The sequence below is a fragment of the Micromonospora sp. NPDC003944 genome (genome assembly GCF_053605225.1).
Genome location: NZ_JBSGIV010000099.1, coordinates 1 through 17245, shown reverse-complemented (window position 1 = coordinate 17245; position 17245 = coordinate 1). Strand labels below are relative to the sequence as shown.

The window sequence follows — 17245 nt, the reverse complement described above, 5'->3', positions numbered from 1 at the left end:
GGCCGGGGTGTCTCACCCCGGCCGCACTCGATTCAAGGAGACCCCCGGTGCATTTCGATGAACTGATCGGTCATCTCGGCCAGCACACGGTCGATGGCCTGTCCAAGGGCGCCATCTACGCCCTGATCGCCCTTGGCTACACCCTCGTCTACGGCGTCCTTCGTCTGATCAACTTTGCGCACTCCGAGGTGTTCATGGTCGGTACCTTCTCGGTGCTGATCCTGTGGACGCAGCTCGGCGTGCAAAATAACCCGCCTGTCGGTCAGGCGATCCTGTTCCTGGTGCTCGGTCTGGTCGTCGCGGCGGCCGCGTCGGGCGGTACGGCTCTGGCACTCGAGCGCATCGCGTACCGGCCGTTGCGGCGGAAGAACGCCCCGCCGCTGATCTTCCTCATCACCGCGATCGGTCTGTCGCTGGTCTTCGTGGAACTCTTCGGGCAGGTGCTGCCGAAGCTGCTCGGCGGGGTGTTGCCGGAGGCGTTCGGCCGGCCCCGTCAGATCGTCGGCATGCCGACGATCATTCAGCAGGAGACGCTGTTCACCATCGGCAACACCGCGATCACGAACATCCAGCTGATCGTCTTCGTGGCGGCCGTGGCGATGATGGCGCTGTTGGACTGGTTCATCAACCGCACCCGGTACGGCCGGGGCGTGCGGGCGGTGGCCCAGAACCCGGAGACCGCCGCGCTGATGGGCGTCAACCAGGAGCGCGTGATCATGCTGATCTTCGTGCTCGGTGGCATCATGGCCGGCGCCGCCGCGCTGTTGTGGAGCATGCGGTTCGGCTTCACCCAGAACAGCATCGGCTTCGTGCTCGGCCTGAAGGCGTTCACCGCCGCGGTGCTCGGTGGCATCGGCAACCTGCGCGGCGCGTTGCTGGGCGGTCTCTTCCTCGGCATCGTCGAGGTCTACGGCGCCACGCTCTTCGCGTCCAACTGGGAGGACGTCATCGCCTTCGTGGTGCTGATCGTCGTGCTGATGTTCCGGCCCACCGGCCTGTTGGGTGAGTCGCTCGGGAGGGCCCGCGCATGATCGACAAGATTCGCTCCGCTGACCGCCGCCGGGTCGGCGTGCTGACCGCCATCGGCGACCGCTGGCGCGCGCTGACGAAGTGGCAGCAGGCCCTCGGGCTCGCCGCCTTCGTGGCGATCCTCTACTACCTGCCGTTGCTCGGCATTCCGGGCCTGACCTGGTTGCGTACCGACTCGATCGAGGGCGGTAACAACTGGGCGGGTGTGCTCTTCGTCTGCGCCATCTACGTGCTCGTCGCGATCGGCCTGAACGTGGTGGTCGGTCTCGCCGGCCTGCTCGACCTGGGTTACATCGGCTTCTTCGCCATCGGGGCGTACAGCGTGGCGCTGTTCGGTTCGGTGAACTCGCCGGTGGTGAAGTGGATCCAGCAGGAGTTCGACCTGCCGCCGACCTGGGCGGTGACCTGGGCGATCTGCCTGTTCATCGCGATCGTGCTGACGATGATCTCCGGGGTGTTGCTGGGCTGGCCGACGCTGCGGCTGCGCGGTGACTACCTGGCCATCGTGACGCTGGGCTTCGGCGAGATCATCCGGATCGTGGCCCGTAACGCCACCGGGCTGACCAACGGCCCGGTCGGTATCTCGGCCATCCCCGGCCCGGAGGGCGCGCCGTCGCCGGACAACAAGGTCTTCGGTCTCATCGACGCGAAGCCCTGGTACTGGTTGGCGATCACGTTCGTGCTCGTCATGGTGTTCCTGGTCCGTCGGCTGGAGCACAGCCGGGTCGGCCGGGCGTGGTTGGCCGTGCGGGAGGACGAGGACGCCGCAGCGGTGATGGGCGTCTACCCGTTCAAGTTCAAGCTCTGGGCGTTCGCCATCGGTGCGGCGCTCGGTGGCCTGTCGGGCTTCCTCTTCGGCAGCCGGAACGCGTTCATCGACCCGACCCAGTTCAACGCGAACCTGTCCATCCTGTTCGTGGCGATGGTGGTGGTCGGTGGCTCCGGCAACATGATCGGTGTCTCGCTCGGCGCGGTCCTGCTGGCGTACCTGCCTGAGCGGTTCCGCGACTTCGCCGACTACCGGTGGTTGGTCTTCGGTCTGGCCATGGTGTTGGTGATGATCCTGCGTCCGCAGGGCCTGGTCCCGAGCCGGCGGCGTGCCCGCGAGTTGAAGGACCGCGCGGCAGATGCAGAGGAGGCGCCCGCTCATGTCTGAGAAGACCACAAGCACCACCACGCCGAAGATTCCGACGCAGGCGGGCCCCCGGTCGGTGCTGCTCGAAGTCGACGACGTCACGCTCCGCTTCGGCGGTGTGGTCGCCCTTGACAAGATCAACTTCCAGATCTACGAGGGCGAGATCCTCGGCCTCATCGGGCCCAACGGCGCCGGCAAGACCACCAGCTTCAACGTGATGACCGGGGTCTACAAGCCGACCTCCGGCGCGGTGCGGTTCCAGGGTCAGAAGGTGACCGGCCGCAAGCCGCACCAGATCAGCCAGTTGGGCATCTCCCGGACGTTCCAGAACATCCGGCTCTTCCCGGAGATGACGGCGCTGGAGAACGTCATGGTCGGGACCGACTCCCGGCACAAGACGAGCGTGCCCGGTGCGCTGTTCCGGCTCTACCGGGTGCGGCCCAAGCCGGAGGAGCTGCCGCAGGTCACCGCCGCGTCCGGGATCGTCCGGGCCTGGCAGCAGCTGCGGCTGTCGGCGGCGAAGATCTTCGGCCTGTCCCGGCACATCCTGGAGGAGCGGGCGGCCGAGGCCAAGGCGCTCGACCTGTTGCGCTTCGTCGGGATCGCCGACCGGGCCAACGACGAGGCCCGCAACCTGCCGTACGGCTACCAGCGCCGGCTGGAGATCGCCCGCGCGCTGGCCACCGAGCCGAAGCTGATCTGCCTGGACGAGCCGGCCGCCGGCTTCAACCCGGCGGAGAAGGAGGAGCTCCTCACCCTGATCCGCAACATCCGTGACATGGGCCTGACCGTCCTGCTCATCGAGCACGACATGCGGCTGGTCATGGGGGTCACCGACCGGATCGTGGTGCTGGAGTTCGGCCGTAAGATCGCCGAGGGTGCGCCCGCGGAGGTCAGCCGCGATCCGAAGGTGATCGCCGCGTACCTGGGGGAGCCCGCCGATGACGCTGCTTGAGCTGGAGAACGTCGCCGTCGCGTACGGCCGGATCGAGGCGCTGCACGGGATCAACCTCACCGTGAACGAGGGTGAGGTGGTGGCCCTGATCGGTGCGAACGGCGCCGGTAAGACCACCACCATGCGGGCCATCTCCGGGACCCGGTCGCTTGCCGACGGGAAGATCACGTTCAACGGTGAGGACATCAGCAAGCTCCGGGCCGACCTGCGGGTGGTCCGGGGGCTGTGTCAGTCGCCGGAGGGGCGGCAGATCTTCCCCGGTATGACGGTCATGGAGAACCTGGACATGGGGGCGTACACCCGGCGGGACTCCGCCGGCATCGCCGCCGACCTGGAACGCGTGCTGACCCTCTTCCCGCGCTTGGCCGAGCGGCGCAAGCAGGCCGGTGGCACCCTCTCCGGCGGCGAGCAGCAGATGCTCGCGGTCGGTCGGGCGCTGATGAGCCGGCCGAAGCTGCTGCTGCTCGACGAGCCGTCGATGGGGTTGGCTCCGCTGGTGATCCGGCAGATCTTCGACATCATCACCGAGATCAACCAGCAGGGCACCACCATCCTGCTTGTGGAGCAGAACGCCCAGCAGGCGCTGTCGCGGGCACACCGCGGTTACGTGCTGGAGACCGGTCGGATCGTGAAGGAGGGGTCCGGTCAGGACCTGCTGCACGACCCGTCGGTCAAGGAGGCGTACCTCGGCGTGGCCTGAGCCACCCGAGCCGGCGGCCGGTCATCCCCTCGCGGGGGTGGTCGGCCGCCGGCGTTCGGGACGCTGTCGTCTCGGCACCCGTGCCGAAGGTCGGGGATGTCGGTACGACGGACTAGAGTCGCTGCCGTGACAGCTACGACACCGCGCCTGCTCCTCGTCGACGGACATTCCATGGCATACCGGGCTTTCTTCGCCCTGCCCGTGGAAAACTTCTCCACCACGACGGGGCAGCCCACCAACGCGGTGTACGGCTTCACCTCGATGCTGATCAACGTGCTGCGCGACGAGCAGCCCACGCACATCGTGGTGGCCTTCGACGTGTCCCGCCGGTCCTTCCGCACCGACAAGTACGCGGAGTACAAGGCCGGCCGCAGCGAGACCCCGACCGACTTCAAGGGCCAGGTCAGCCTGGTCAAGGAGGTGCTGGCCGCGCTGCAGATCCCGGTGGTCGAGAAGGAGGGCTTCGAGGCCGACGACGTGATCGCCACGCTCGCCTGCCAGGCTCGCGACCAGGGCATGTCGGTGCTGATCAGCAGCGGTGACCGCGACGCCTTCCAGTTGGTCGACGACCAGATCACCGTCCTCTACCCGCGCAAGGGTGTCTCCGACCTGGCCCGGATGGACCCGGCGGCGATCGAGGCGAAGTACGGCGTTCCGCCCCAGCAGTACCGCGACCTCGCCGCGCTCGTCGGCGAGACCAGCGACAACCTGCCCGGCATCCCGGGCGTCGGCCCGAAGACCGCAGCCAAGTGGATCACCACGTACGGCGGCGTGGAGGGCGTGATCGCCCGAGCCGACGAGATCAAGGGCAAGGCCGGCGACAGCCTCCGCGAGCGGCTCGCCGACGTGATCCGCAACTACGAGATCAACTGCCTCGTCTCCGACCTGGAGCTGCCGCTGCGCCCCGAGGACACCCGCTGGACGGGTTGGGACCGGGAGGCGGTGCACCAGGTCTTCGACACCCTGGAGTTCCGCATCCTGCGCGACCGTCTCTACCAATACCTGGAGGCGGTCGAGCCGGAGGCCGAGTCCGGCTTCGACCTCGCCGGCGAGGTGCTCGCCGAGCCCGGCGCGTTGGCCGGGTGGCTCGGCGCGCACGTCCCGACCGGCACCCCGGCCGGGTTGGCGGTCAAACTCGACACCGGCCCCAACCGCCGGCACACCGCCTCGATCACCGGTCTCGCGCTGGCCACCGCCGGCGGCGCGGCGGCCTGGGTCGACCCGGCGCGGCTCGACCCGACCGACGAGGCCGCGCTGGCAGCCTGGTTGGCCGACGCGCAACGCCCCAAGGTGCTGCACGACAGCAAGCCGGCCGTGCTGGCCTGCGCCGCGCACGGCTGGCACCTCGCCGGGATCGTCCGCGACACCCAGATCGCCGCATACCTGGCCCGCCCCGACCAGCGCTCCTACGACCTGACCGACCTGGCGCTGCGCTACCTGCACCGGGAGCTGCGGGTCGACGCCCCGGAGTCCGGCCAGCTCACCCTCGACGGCCTCGGCGACGAAGGGGTGGTCGAGCAGAACCTCATGCTCCAGGCCCGGGCCACCCTCGACCTGGCCGACGCGATCGACGCCGAGCTGTCCCGCGACGGCGAGCAGTCCGCCCGGCTCATGGCGGGCGTCGAGCTGCCGTTGATGCGGGTGCTGGCCACCATGGAGAGCACCGGCATCGCCGCCGACACCGACTATCTGTCCGAGCTGGAGGCCCACTTCGCCGCCGAGGTGAAGGCCGCCGCGCAGGGCGCGTACGAGGCGGTGGGTCGGGAGTTCAACCTCGGCTCACCCAAGCAGTTGCAGGAGATCCTCTTCACCGAGCTGGGCCTGCCCAAGACCAAGAAGATCAAGACGGGCTACACCACCGACGCCGACGCCCTGCAGTGGCTCTACGCGCAGCAGCCGCACCCGGTCCTCGCCCACCTGCTGCGTCACCGGGACGTTGCCAAGCTCAAGTCGACAGTCGACGGGCTGCTCAAGTCGGTCTCCGACGACGGCCGGATCCACACCACCTTCAACCAGACCGTGGCGGCCACCGGCCGGCTCTCCTCCACCGAGCCCAACCTGCAGAACATCCCCATCCGCACCGAGGAGGGCCGCCGGATCCGGCGGGCCTTCGTGGTGGGGGAGGGCTACGAGTGCCTGCTCACCGCCGACTACAGCCAGATCGAGATGCGCATCATGGCGCACCTCAGCTCCGACGACGCGTTGATCGACGCGTTCAACTCCGGCGCCGACTTCCACGCCGCCACCGCCTCGTCGGTCTTCGGGGTCCCGCTCGACGAGGTCACCCCCGACCAGCGCCGCAAGATCAAGGCCATGAACTACGGCCTGGCGTACGGGCTCAGCGCCTTCGGCCTGTCCCAACAGCTCAGCATCAGCACCGAAGAGGCACGCGGGCTGATGGAGAACTACTTCGCCGGCTTCGGTGGGGTGCGCGACTACCTTCAGCAGGTGGTCGCCCGGGCCCGCCAGGACGGCTACACCTCGACGATCCTGGGTCGCCGCCGCTACCTGCCGGACCTGGTCAGCGACAACCGGCAGCGCCGCGACATCGCCGAGCGGATGGCCCTCAACGCCCCCATCCAGGGCTCCGCCGCCGACATCATCAAGGTGGCGATGCTGCACGTCGACACCGCGCTCGGCGAAGCCGGGCTGCGCTCACGGATGTTGTTGCAGGTGCACGACGAGTTGGTCTTCGAGGTCGCCCCCGGCGAGCGGGAGGCGTTGGAGGCACTGGTTCGGCGGGAGATGGGCGAGGCGCACCCGCTGTCGGTGCCGCTGGAGGTGTCCGTCGGCCTGGGCCGGGACTGGAACAGCGCAGATCACTGATCGGTCTGGTTGGTTGCGGTGTGGGGGTTCCGGGGCAGCCTGACCCACTCCGGGCGGTCAGGCTTGATCCCTGCGTGGGTCGGGCTGCCCCGGAACCCCTGACCGGGTCGCCCTGGTCGCGGCACTAGGCGTGGGTGGGCACCGGATAGGTCAAGCAGCGCTCACCCGCCCTCCCGCCAAGGTCGCCGCAACGTCCCGGATGTTGCTGCCTTCGATACCCGCGAGACAGCAATGTCCCTGATACTGCGCGGATCGTGAAGACGAACCCCGCCCCGGGAGACACCGGGAGCGGGTTCGGGACGCGCACGACTGCCACGATCGCGCTCGAACCAGGATGTCGTGGTGTGCGGTGGCGGGGAGGCCCCTACATCATGGATCGAGCACGATCGTGGCGGTCGGCGGTGCCCGTACGGCGGATGCGGCATGTTCAGCGATGCTGTGCGGATCTTGCGTGGTGGGCCCGCGGGAGCGGTCCGTCTACTTCAGCGGGTCGTGGCCCCAGTTCATGAGGGACCAGCGCCACTTGGTGTCGCGGACGTCGCCGGAGGGGCGCTGCGCCATGTGCCGGCGTACGTAGCCGACCACCTTGCGCATGTGCTTGTAGTCGCCCTCGGACAGGTCGCCACGTTTGCGACGGAGCAGGTTGATGATCTTCCGGCCGGACTCGTGCCCGACGGACTCGCCGCCACCAGCGTGACCGCCCTTGTGCCAGCCAACCTGCTTCGACTCGTCCGTCTCCAGCCACGTGGACAGCTCGCCGGGCTTCATGTTCACCGCCTCGGTGAACTCCCGGTAGGTGTCCCGGCCGTCGTCACTTCTGCTCATGGCGCAGCGCCTCGGGTCGGTGGGCCACGTCGCGGCCCGTGCCGTCACTGCGGACCCGGTACTGCGGGTCGTCGGGGGCCGCGTTCACAGCCCGCCCGCGAATCCGCGTCCGCTCGGTGATCGTGCCCTGCACCACGCCGTACGCGCGGCTGCCATGGGCCGACCAGGAGACACGGTCGCCCTGGTGGAATCTCTGTTCGGCCATGGTCCTCGGCTACCCGACCCGGCCGGGGCGAAACGGCTACGGGGTGGGCTCGGGGACCGGCAGCTTCATCTCGAACACGACGTCGGTCGGTCGCAGGACGGAGTCGACACCGGCACGGTGCAACAGGACGTCGGGTTGTGGGCTCGTGTTGTGGCTGAGCTTGACACCGATGGCCTGGGCGGCGCCGAGGTGTCACCTGGATAACCCCGTCGACGAGTTCGACGCGCTCACCCCGCGGGCTTCTCGGTGACGAAGATGGCGGTGCCGGGGAAGAGCCGTCCGCGCAACGGGCTCCACTGCCCCCAGATCCCCTCGTGCCCCTCCGGCCACTCCGGCTCCACCAGGTCCAGCAGCCGGAACCCCGCGCCGACCAGCTCGCGGACGCGGTCGCCGAGGGTGCGGTGCTGCTCGACGTAGGTCGCCACCCCGGTCTCGTCCTGCTCGACGTAGGGGGAGCGGTCGAAGTACGAGTGCACGGCCGTCAGCCCACCCTCGCCGGGGTCGTCGAGGAAGATCCACCGCATCGGGTGGGTCACCGAGAACACCCACCGGCCGCCCGGGCGCAGCACCCGGTGCACCTCGGCGAGCAGCGCCGCCGAGTCGTCCACGAACGGGATCGCGCCGAACGCGGTGCAGGCGACGTCGAACGACCGGTCGGCGAACGGCAGGGCGAGCGCGTCGGCCTGCACCAGCGGTACGCGTACCCCGGTGGTGTCGGCGGCTGTGGCGGCGTGCCGCAACATGCCGGCGGACAGGTCGAAGGCGACCGGCCGGGCACCCTGGGTGGCGAGCCAGCGGGCGGCGGCCGCGGCGCCTGCGCCCACCTCCAGCACCCGCCGCCCCGACACGTCGCCGAGCAGCCGGGCGTCGGCCTCGCGCAGGCCCTCGGGGCACCACACGAAGTCCACGTCGCCGAGGAACGCGCCGTGTTCGGCCTGGTAGTCGTCGGCGTCGGTGTCCCACCAGCCGCGATTGGCGCGCCGGGCCTCGGCGTCACCCACCCGGCGCCGGGTGACCCGGCTGTCGTCATCCACGCGCTCACGCTAGGCCCCAAGCACCCCATCGGGTACGGCGGCGCGGCGAAGATCTGGACAGCGGCCCTTGATCGCTGCGGCGCCCGCGCCGGGCGCGTCGCCTGGGTCTGCTGTGACGCAGGAGACAGGAGGGGTATTTTCCGGGCGATTGTTCGGCTTTCGCAGGTCATCGCACGGAGAGAAGCCGGGAGGGCTTGCACGCTGTGGTAATGCGCACGGTAGGCTAGACGATGCGCTCGCGGATCGCGTTGCCTCGGCAGGGAGCAGGTGCGCGGTCGACGGAGCCACATCATGATCTCACTAGGCGATCGTTCGGTGTGCCCGGCGACGGATCCGCTGGCGCGAACGGGTCACTGCGACACACCAGCCTGCTGTGACAACCCACCGACCGGAGCAACCGCCCACATGACGAGCAGCATCGAGGCCCCCTCGAGCGCCACCCGGGTCACCCACGACGATCTCGGTTCCGAGGAGGCTTTCCTCGCCGCGATCGACGAGACCATCAAGTACTTCAACGACGGCGACATTGTCGAAGGCACCGTCGTCAAGGTCGATCGGGACGAGGTCCTGCTCGACATCGGCTACAAGACCGAGGGTGTCATCCCCTCTCGGGAGTTGTCGATCAAGCACGACGTGGACCCCGCCGAGGTTGTGACGGTTGGCGACCACATCGAGGCCCTGGTCCTCCAGAAGGAGGACAAGGAGGGTCGTCTGATCCTCTCCAAGAAGCGGGCACAGTACGAGCGGGCCTGGGGTACGATCGAGAAGATCAAGGACGAGGACGGCGTCGTCCGCGGTTCGGTCATCGAGGTGGTCAAGGGCGGCCTCATCCTCGACATCGGGCTGCGCGGCTTCCTGCCCGCGTCCCTGGTCGAGATGCGTCGTGTGCGCGACCTGCAGCCGTACGTCGGGCGGGAGCTCGAGGCCAAGATCATCGAGCTGGACAAGAACCGCAACAACGTGGTCCTGTCCCGCCGGGCCTGGCTCGAGCAGACGCAGTCCGAGGTGCGCACCGAGTTCCTCAACAAGCTGCAGAAGGGCCAGGTCCGCAAGGGCGTCGTGTCCTCGATCGTCAACTTCGGCGCCTTCGTGGACCTGGGTGGCGTCGACGGTCTGGTGCACGTCTCCGAGCTGTCCTGGAAGCACATCGACCACCCGTCCGAGGTCGTCGAGGTCGGCCAGGAGGTCGAGGTCGAGGTCCTGGACGTCGACCTGGACCGCGAGCGCGTCTCGCTGTCGCTGAAGGCGACCCAGGAAGACCCGTGGCGGCAGTTCGCCCGCACCCACGCGATCCAGCAGATCGTGCCGGGTAAGGTCACCAAGCTCGTTCCGTTCGGCGCGTTCGTCCGCGTGGACGACGGCATCGAGGGCCTGGTCCACATCTCCGAGCTGGCCGAGCGCCACGTGGAGATCCCGGAGCAGGTCGTCCAGGTCGGCTCCGAGGTCATGGTCAAGGTCATCGACATCGACCTGGAGCGCCGCCGGATCTCGCTGTCGCTCAAGCAGGCCAACGAGGGCTTCGTCGAGGGCGAGGAGCACTTCGACCCGACCCTCTACGGCATGGCCGCGACGTACGACACCGAGGGCAACTACATCTACCCGGAGGGCTTCGACCCGGAGACGGGCGAGTGGCTCGAGGGGTACGACAAGCAGCGCGAGACCTGGGAGAACCAGTACGCCGAGGCTCGTCTGCGCTGGGAGGCCCACACCAAGCAGGTGCAGACCTCTCGGGCCGCCGACGCCGAGGCTGCCGCCAACCCGACTCCGGCCGTCCCGGCCGCTGGCGGCGGCGGTGGCGGTGGCACCACCTCTTCGTCCAGCCCGGCCCCGAGCCGGCAGGCCGAGGAGCCGGCCGGCACCCTGGCCACCGACGAGGCGCTCGCCGCTCTGCGGGAGAAGCTCGCCGGCGGTAAGTGACCCGCTGAACGACGACAGGCCCCGTCCCCACGATCTCCGGATCGTCGGGGGCGGGGCCTTCGCCATATCCGCCGCCGGCCGTATCCGCCGCCTGCCGCCTGCCGCCTGCCGCCTGCCGCTCGCCGCTCGCCGCTTGCCGCTCGCCAAGATCGTGCTCGATCCATGATGTAGGGGCCTCCCCGCCGCCGCACACCACTACATCCTGGTTCGAGCACGATCTTGCGGCCGTGGGCGTTCCCAGCCCGCTCCCGGTGTCTCCCGGGGCGGGGTTCGTCGTCAAGATCCGCGCAGTATCGGGGATGGTGCTGTCTTGAGCGTGTCGGAGGCGGCAACATCCCTGATGTTGCGGTGATCTTGGGCGTGGGGCGTGGGGCGTGGGGCGTGGGGCGTGGGGCGTGGGGCGTGGGGCGTGGGGCGTGGGGTGCGGCGGGAGCCGGTCTGAACCGGGGACGGTCGAGCCCCTGGGTGGGGTGTGGCGGGGGCGCCGGGCCGTGGGTGGGTTTGGTGGCGGGCTCGTGGATCCGGTTGACTGTTCTGGTGTTGAGGGTGGGGTTGACCGGCGGGATCGGGTCGGGCAAGAGCGCGGTGGCCGCGCGGCTCGTGAAGCGGGGCGCGGTGCTCATCGACGCTGACCGGGTGGCCCGGGAGGTGGTGGCGCCGGGCACGGACGGGTTGGCCGAGATCGTTGCCGCCTTCTCCGACGCGGTGGTGGGTGCCGACGGCGCACTGGACCGGGCGGCACTGGGCGCGGTGGTCTTCGCCGACGAGGCCGCCCGTCGGCGGCTGGAGGCGATCACCCATCCCCGGGTCCGGGCCCGCACCGCGGAGCTGGTCGCCGCGGCGGCGCCCGACGCGATCGTCGTCAACGACGTACCGCTGCTTGTCGAGGTGGGTCTGGCACCCACGTACCACCTCGTGGTGGTGGTGCAGACGGCCGTGCCGACCCGACTGGAGCGGTTGGCGCGCGACCGGGGGATGAGTCGCGAGGAGGCCGAGCGCAGGATCGCCGCCCAGGCCGACGACGCCCGCCGCCGGGCGGTGGCGGATGTGGTGCTGACCAACGACGGGAGTCTGACGGACCTGCACGACGCCGTCGACGCGCTCTGGGAGCAGCGGCTGGTGCCCTACGAGGACAACCTGCGTCAGCGGCGGGTGGTTCCGCCGGCTCCGGTCGAGGTGGCGGGGGCCGACGCGAGTTGGCCGGAGCAGTACGCGCGGCTTGCCGCCCGGATCCAGCACGCGCTCGGCGCGGACGCCCTGCGGATCGACCACATAGGTTCGACGGCGGTGCCGGGCTTGGCTGCCCAGAACGTCATCGACGTGCAGGTGGCGGTCTCCAGTCTCGCGGACGCCGACGGGCCGCTCGCCGACCGGCTGGCGGGTGCCGGTTTCCCGCGGGTGCCGGGGCAGTGGTGGGATGATCCGCGCCCGGCCAGCAGGGGCCGGTGGGAGAAGCGGCTGCACGGCAGTGCCGACCCGGCCCGCCCGGTTCGTCTGCACGTGCGGGTGGCGGATTCGCCGGGTTGGCGGTACGCGCTGCTGTTGCGCGACCACCTGCGTGCCGACCCGGACCGGCGGGCCGCGTACCTGATGCTCAAGCGGGACCTTGTCGACGCGGCGCCGGAGGCCGGGGATTCCGGCACGGCCCGCGACCCGTGGTTCGACGAGGAGTACCTGCGGGCCGAGCAGTGGGCCGCGCAGACCGGCTGGCGCCCCTGAGGTCAGCGGGCACCGGGTCGAGGGGCCGACGACCGGGGTGGCGAGGGTCGAGCGGCGGCGGTTCGAGGGTTGGCAGCCAGTCGGGGCACGACGGCGGGGTGGAGGTCCAGGTTCGCCCACGCGCCGGCGTCGGTCCGCAACTCGAGGCGGCGCAGCGACCCGTCCCGGTCGATCCAGTAGCGCAGCCGCGCGTCGGTCGGACCCGACTCGACCACGTCCACGGTCCGTCCGGCGGTGATGTCCTCGCGTACCCGCACGGCCGCGCCGCGGTGCCCGACCGTCCCCGCGCTCACCGCGGCGTCGACGAGCAGGTTGAGGTCGTCCCCGCCGGGTCGGGTGGCCCGCCAGGCCCCGGCCGGGGGCGGCAGCGGCGGCCGGGCCGGCGCCTCCGCCGTGCCACCGCCGGCGTTGGCCGCCGGCAGGTCCACCCGGGCCAGACCGGCGGCGTCGCGTCGCAGCAGGGTCCGGCGATCCGGTACGCCAAGGTCGGCGACCGCGAGGTACGCGGTACGCGCGGTCCAGCTCAACCAGCCGGCGCCCCGCAGGTTCGTGTCCGTGCCCGTCGGCATGGTGAGCGTCACCGTGGCGCCACGCTGGGCGCGGAGCCGGATCGGCAGCCGGTCGAGGCGACGCTGCTCGGCGTCGGTCAGGGCGCGGGGCAGGCCGGGGCGGCCACCGAGTGCGTCCACCGGCCGCAGCGTCGGCCGGTCCGCCCGGTTGAAGATCATCGTGACCGGGCCGGCGTCGGGTAGCTCGGTCACCAGTTTGTGCAGCCGGGCGTCCTGGTCGAGCCAGTAGCGGGTCGGTCCGTCCGGGGCGGGGGTCGCGGCGTCGCGGGCGCCCGGCATGGTGCTGGCGGCTGGCACGCCGGTGGGCAGTGGTGCCTGTATGACGTCCAGCGGGCCGGCTGCCACGGTCTCCCGGGCGACCCACCGCGCCCCGCTCGGCGGTGCCGTCCCGGTCACCTCCGGGCGGTCGGCGGCGAGGTCGAGGAGCAGATCGAGTACGGGTGCCAGGTGCGCCCCGGGCGCCAGTCGGTGCAGCCGCCACCGATCCGTCGGGGGCACCACTGGTGGTGCGGCGGGAGTGGGCACCGCCGCCGGGTCGGGTCGGATCACCAACACGGGCCCGCTCTGCTGCACCAGCCCGCGCTCGGCACCCGCGCCCGGCCCGCCCACGTCGAGGTAGAGCAGTGACCGGGACCAGTCCACCCAGCCCACCAGTTCGAGGCGGGCGGCGCCGGTGCCGGCCGTGACGCGTACGCCGGCGCGCAGGTCCCGCAGGTTGGTGACCCGTACGGCGGCCAGCCGCTCGCCCTCGGCGACGGTCAACGGTCGGGCCGGCTCGGGCGGGTCGGGCGCCCAGCTCAACAGCCCGAGCACCAACGCTGTCGCGGACGTCACCGCCGTCAGACCGAGCAGCAGCAGCACCGTACGCCGCCGACGGCCGGTCGGGGCCGGGCCGCCGGTGCCGGCGGCATCGCTGGCTGAGTCGCCGTCGCCACTGCCGTCGGGGCGGCTGCCGGTGCTCGTGCCGCCCGGCCGGGAGGTGGCGGCGCGAGCGGTGGCCGTGCGCGGTGTGGCGGCGCGTGATGTGGCGGTGCGGGCGGCGGCGGTGCGGGCGGCGTCGGGCGCCGGAGTCGGGGAGGTGTCCACGGGGGTGAAACGGGCGGGGAGGCGCCGGAGTGACGAGCAGGGGCGCTCGCGGCGGCCGGTCTGCGCCGTGAGCGCGACCACACAGGTGCGCACGCCGGACGAGCCGGGTGCTGCGACCGCAGTGCCGGGGACGACCGGCCGTGATGTTGGCCTGGCCGCCGGCCCGGTCGGCCGCCGCGAGCGGCCTACATGAAGAGGGTAGTCCCGGTGACATGGGCCACACAATGGGAATATTGAAGCCGATCACGTACCTGGCGTGACGGCCGTTCCTGTCGGACCTGCGGCGTACCGTTGATGGCATGGCGCTCGACATTCCCCGGCTGGACAGCCGCTTCCAGGTCGTCAGTGAGTTTCAGCCGGCCGGCGACCAGCCGGCGGCCATCGACGACCTTGCGCGTCGGGTTCGGCGCGGCGACCGCAACACCGTGCTGCTCGGCGCGACCGGCACGGGCAAGAGCGCCACCACGGCGTGGCTGATCGAGCGGCTACAACGCCCCACCCTGGTGCTCGCCCCCAACAAGACGCTCTGCGCGCAGCTGGCCAAGGAGTTCAGCGAGCTGCTGCCGCACAACGCGGTCGAATACTTCGTGTCGTACTACGACTACTACCAGCCCGAGGCCTACATCCCGCAGACCGACACCTACATCGAGAAGGACTCCTCGATCAACGAGGAGGTGGAGCGGCTGCGGCACTCGGCGACGATGTCGCTGCTCACCCGCCGCGACGTGATCGTGGTGGCGACGGTCTCGGCGATCTACGGTCTGGGCACCCCGGAGGAATACCTCGACCGGGCGGTGAAGGTGCAGGTCGGCCAGGACCTCGACCGCGACCAGCTGCTGCGCCGGCTCGTCGACATCCAGTACACCCGCAACGACATGGCCTTCCAGCGCGGCACCTTCCGGGTCCGCGGCGACACCCTGGAGATCATTCCGGCGTACGAGGAGCTGGCGGTCCGCATCGAGCTCTTCGGCGACGAGGTGGAGAAGCTCTACTACCTCAACCCGTTGACGGGTGACGTGGTCCGCGAGGTCGACCAGCTGGTGATCTTCCCGGCCACGCACTACGCGGCGGGTCCGGAGCGGATGGAACGCGCGATCCGCGACATCGAGGCGGAGCTTGCCGAGCGGCTCGCCGAGTTGGAGCGGCAGGGCAAGCTGCTGGAGGCGCAGCGGCTGCGGATGCGCACCACCTACGACATCGAGATGATGCGGCAGGTGGGCTTCTGCTCCGGCATCGAGAACTACTCGATGCACATGGACGGGCGGCTGCCCGGCAGCCCGCCGCACTGCCTGCTCGACTACTTCCCGGACGACTTCCTGACCGTGGTCGACGAGTCGCACGTGACCATCCCGCAGATCGGCGGCATGTACGAGGGCGACGCGTCACGCAAGCGCATGCTCATCGACCACGGCTTCCGGCTGCCCAGCGCGGCCGACAACCGGCCGCTGCGCTTCGACGAGTTCCTGGAGCGGGTCGGCCAGATGGTGTTCCTCTCGGCGACCCCCGGCACCTGGGAGATGGAGCAGGCCCAGGGCGAGTTCGTCGAGCAGGTGATCCGACCGACAGGTCTGGTCGACCCGCAGGTCGTGATCAAGCCGACCAAGGGCCAGATCGACGACCTGATGCACGAGATCAAGCTGCGGACCGACCGGGACGAGCGGGTGCTTGTCACCACGCTGACCAAGAAGATGGCCGAGGACCTGTCCGACTACCTCCTGGAGAACGGCATCCGGGTGCGCTACCTGCACTCGGAGGTCGACACGTTGCGCCGGGTGGAGCTGCTGCGCGAGTTGCGCAAGGGTGACTACGACGTGCTGGTCGGCATCAACCTGCTCCGCGAGGGTCTGGACCTGCCCGAGGTGTCGCTGGTGGCGATCCTCGACGCCGACAAGGAAGGCTTCCTGCGCAGCGGCAGGTCGCTGATCCAGACCATCGGGCGGGCCGCCCGTAACGTCTCCGGCCAGGTGCACATGTACGCCGACAAGATCACGCCGTCGATGGCGTCGGCGATCGAGGAGACCGATCGGCGTCGGGCCAAGCAGATCGCGCACAACGAGGCGCACGGCATCAGCCCCGAGCCGCTGCGCAAGAAGATCCACGACATCCTGGACGACATCTACCGCGAGGCGGAGGACACCGAGAACTCCCGGGTCGGGGGTGCGGTGCGTCAGCTCTCCCGGGGCAAGGCGCCGGTCAAGGAGACCCGCAGCCGGAGCCGGTCCGCCGCTGCCACCACCTCGCGGGAGGGGATGGCCCGCGCCGACCTCGCCCAGCTCATCCAGGAGCTCAACGACCAGATGCTTGCCGCCGCCCGTGAGCTGCAGTTCGAGTTGGCGGCCCGAATCCGCGACGAGGTCTCCGACCTGAAGAAGGAGTTGCGCGGCATGGACGCCGCCGGCGTGAAGTGACGGACGGCGGGACGGTCACCGGGCGCCCCCGGTGACCGTCCCGCGACCTGGCTGGCGCCGTCTGGTCCTTCTGCACCTGCCGCCCCCTGAGCCCGTACCGGCTCGCATGGCGTCTCCACCTGGCACCACTCGGTCGACCAGTGCTGACGCGCGTCGCGAACGTGCCGACACAGGAGTGCCCGGCTTGGCGTCCGGCCGGCGGGAGCCGGAGGTGCGCGTGGCTGCTGAGGAGCCAGGGGCATCTCGGTGGTGGGCCGCCGCGGGCGTGTCGGTGGTGGGCCGCCGCGGGCGTGTCGATGCTGGGCCGCCGCGGGCGTGTCGGTGGTCGGGTCCTTTGGAGTTGAATCGTTCGTGGCATCACGGCCGCGCACCCCACGCCCGGCCGCTGTCCCTCCGGCCGTTCGTTCGGCTCTTCGTTCGGCCGTCTCTCGACCGGGCCTCGCTGACGGCCGAATCGTTTGCGATATCAGCTCCACAGCGACCGCCGGTGGTAATGCCTCGTCCGCACGCGGTTTCGGTGTTGCGAGGGCGGGGCGGGGACGCGCAACGGGTTCGCGCCAGTCCGGCCGGTCCCGTCGGGCCGCATGCCCCGGCACGGGCCTCCGCCCTCCCGGGAAACCCCCTCAACCCTCGCGCGGCCGTCCTGCCCGGAGTGCTCGTCGCCGAGATCCGCGCACCATCAGGGATGTTGCTGTCTCCTGCGGGTTGGAGGCAGCAACATCCCCGATGTTGTGACGATCTTGGGCGCGGGGCGCGGGGCGCGGGGCGCGGGGCGCGGGGCGCGGGGCGCGGGGCGCGGACCAGCGATTACCGCATGTGCCGGCGGTCGGAAACGGC

At 70.5% G+C, this 17245-nt stretch carries 12 protein-coding genes; 8 read left to right on the top strand and 4 right to left on the bottom strand.

The features are described 5' to 3' along the window. Positions 1-47 precede the first annotated feature (47 nt). From ACWER9_RS30025 to polA, 5 genes are all read left to right on the top strand, one after another. A complete protein-coding gene (locus ACWER9_RS30025; RefSeq protein WP_452305004.1) occupies positions 48-1031 on the top strand; it encodes a branched-chain amino acid ABC transporter permease in 984 nt (327 codons plus the stop codon). Continuing rightward, the gene (locus ACWER9_RS30020) at positions 1028-2185 is read left to right on the top strand and encodes a branched-chain amino acid ABC transporter permease (RefSeq protein ID WP_452305003.1); all 1158 of its coding nucleotides are present in this window, start codon (positions 1028-1030) and stop codon (positions 2183-2185) included. The genes ACWER9_RS30025 and ACWER9_RS30020 overlap by 4 nt, the downstream gene beginning before the upstream one ends. Continuing rightward, on the top strand, positions 2178-3119 hold the full coding sequence (locus tag ACWER9_RS30015; RefSeq protein ID WP_452305002.1) for an ABC transporter ATP-binding protein: 942 nt from the start codon (positions 2178-2180) through the stop codon (positions 3117-3119). Before ACWER9_RS30020 ends, ACWER9_RS30015 begins: the two co-directional genes overlap by 8 nt. Beyond that, positions 3106-3819, top strand: a complete 714-nt coding sequence (locus ACWER9_RS30010) for an ABC transporter ATP-binding protein (RefSeq protein WP_452305001.1) — start codon at positions 3106-3108, stop codon at positions 3817-3819. Before ACWER9_RS30015 ends, ACWER9_RS30010 begins: the two co-directional genes overlap by 14 nt. 126 nt (positions 3820-3945) lie before the next feature. Next, positions 3946-6645, top strand: coding sequence for a DNA polymerase I (gene polA, locus ACWER9_RS30005; RefSeq protein ID WP_452305000.1), 2700 nt, complete (start codon positions 3946-3948; stop codon positions 6643-6645). Positions 6646-7122: 477 nt separating this feature from the next. Here the strand turns inward: polA and ACWER9_RS30000 are convergent, their stop codons facing one another. The 3 genes from ACWER9_RS30000 to ACWER9_RS29990 form a co-directional block, all read right to left on the bottom strand. Continuing rightward, entirely contained in the window at positions 7123-7470 is a 348-nt protein-coding gene (locus ACWER9_RS30000; RefSeq protein ID WP_363615286.1) for a DUF3140 domain-containing protein, read from the bottom strand. After that, positions 7457-7675 (bottom strand): hypervirulence associated TUDOR domain-containing protein, encoded by a 219-nt coding sequence (locus ACWER9_RS29995; protein WP_210857899.1) that lies wholly within the window; start codon positions 7673-7675, stop codon positions 7457-7459. Before ACWER9_RS29995 ends, ACWER9_RS30000 begins: the two co-directional genes overlap by 14 nt. A gap of 227 nt (positions 7676-7902) precedes the next feature. Then, a complete protein-coding gene (locus tag ACWER9_RS29990; protein WP_452304999.1) occupies positions 7903-8709 on the bottom strand; it encodes a class I SAM-dependent methyltransferase in 807 nt (268 codons plus the stop codon). A 405-nt stretch (positions 8710-9114) separates the two neighbouring features. Between ACWER9_RS29990 and rpsA the strand changes: the two genes are divergently transcribed. Continuing rightward, entirely contained in the window at positions 9115-10626 is a 1512-nt protein-coding gene (rpsA, locus tag ACWER9_RS29985) for a 30S ribosomal protein S1 (protein ID WP_112582670.1), read from the top strand. A gap of 537 nt (positions 10627-11163) precedes the next feature. Beyond that, positions 11164-12345: a dephospho-CoA kinase gene (gene coaE, locus ACWER9_RS29980; RefSeq protein WP_452305005.1), complete on the top strand. Its 1182-nt coding sequence runs from the start codon at positions 11164-11166 to the stop codon at positions 12343-12345. A gap of 2 nt (positions 12346-12347) precedes the next feature. On the opposite strand, the gene ACWER9_RS29975 is transcribed toward coaE, so the two are convergent. Next, positions 12348-14000, bottom strand: a complete 1653-nt coding sequence (locus tag ACWER9_RS29975) for a hypothetical protein (protein ID WP_452304998.1) — start codon at positions 13998-14000, stop codon at positions 12348-12350. 299 nt (positions 14001-14299) lie between these two features. Between ACWER9_RS29975 and uvrB the strand changes: the two genes are divergently transcribed. After that, a complete protein-coding gene (uvrB, locus tag ACWER9_RS29970) occupies positions 14300-16408 on the top strand; it encodes an excinuclease ABC subunit UvrB (RefSeq protein WP_452304997.1) in 2109 nt (702 codons plus the stop codon). Positions 16409-17245 lie beyond the last annotated feature (837 nt).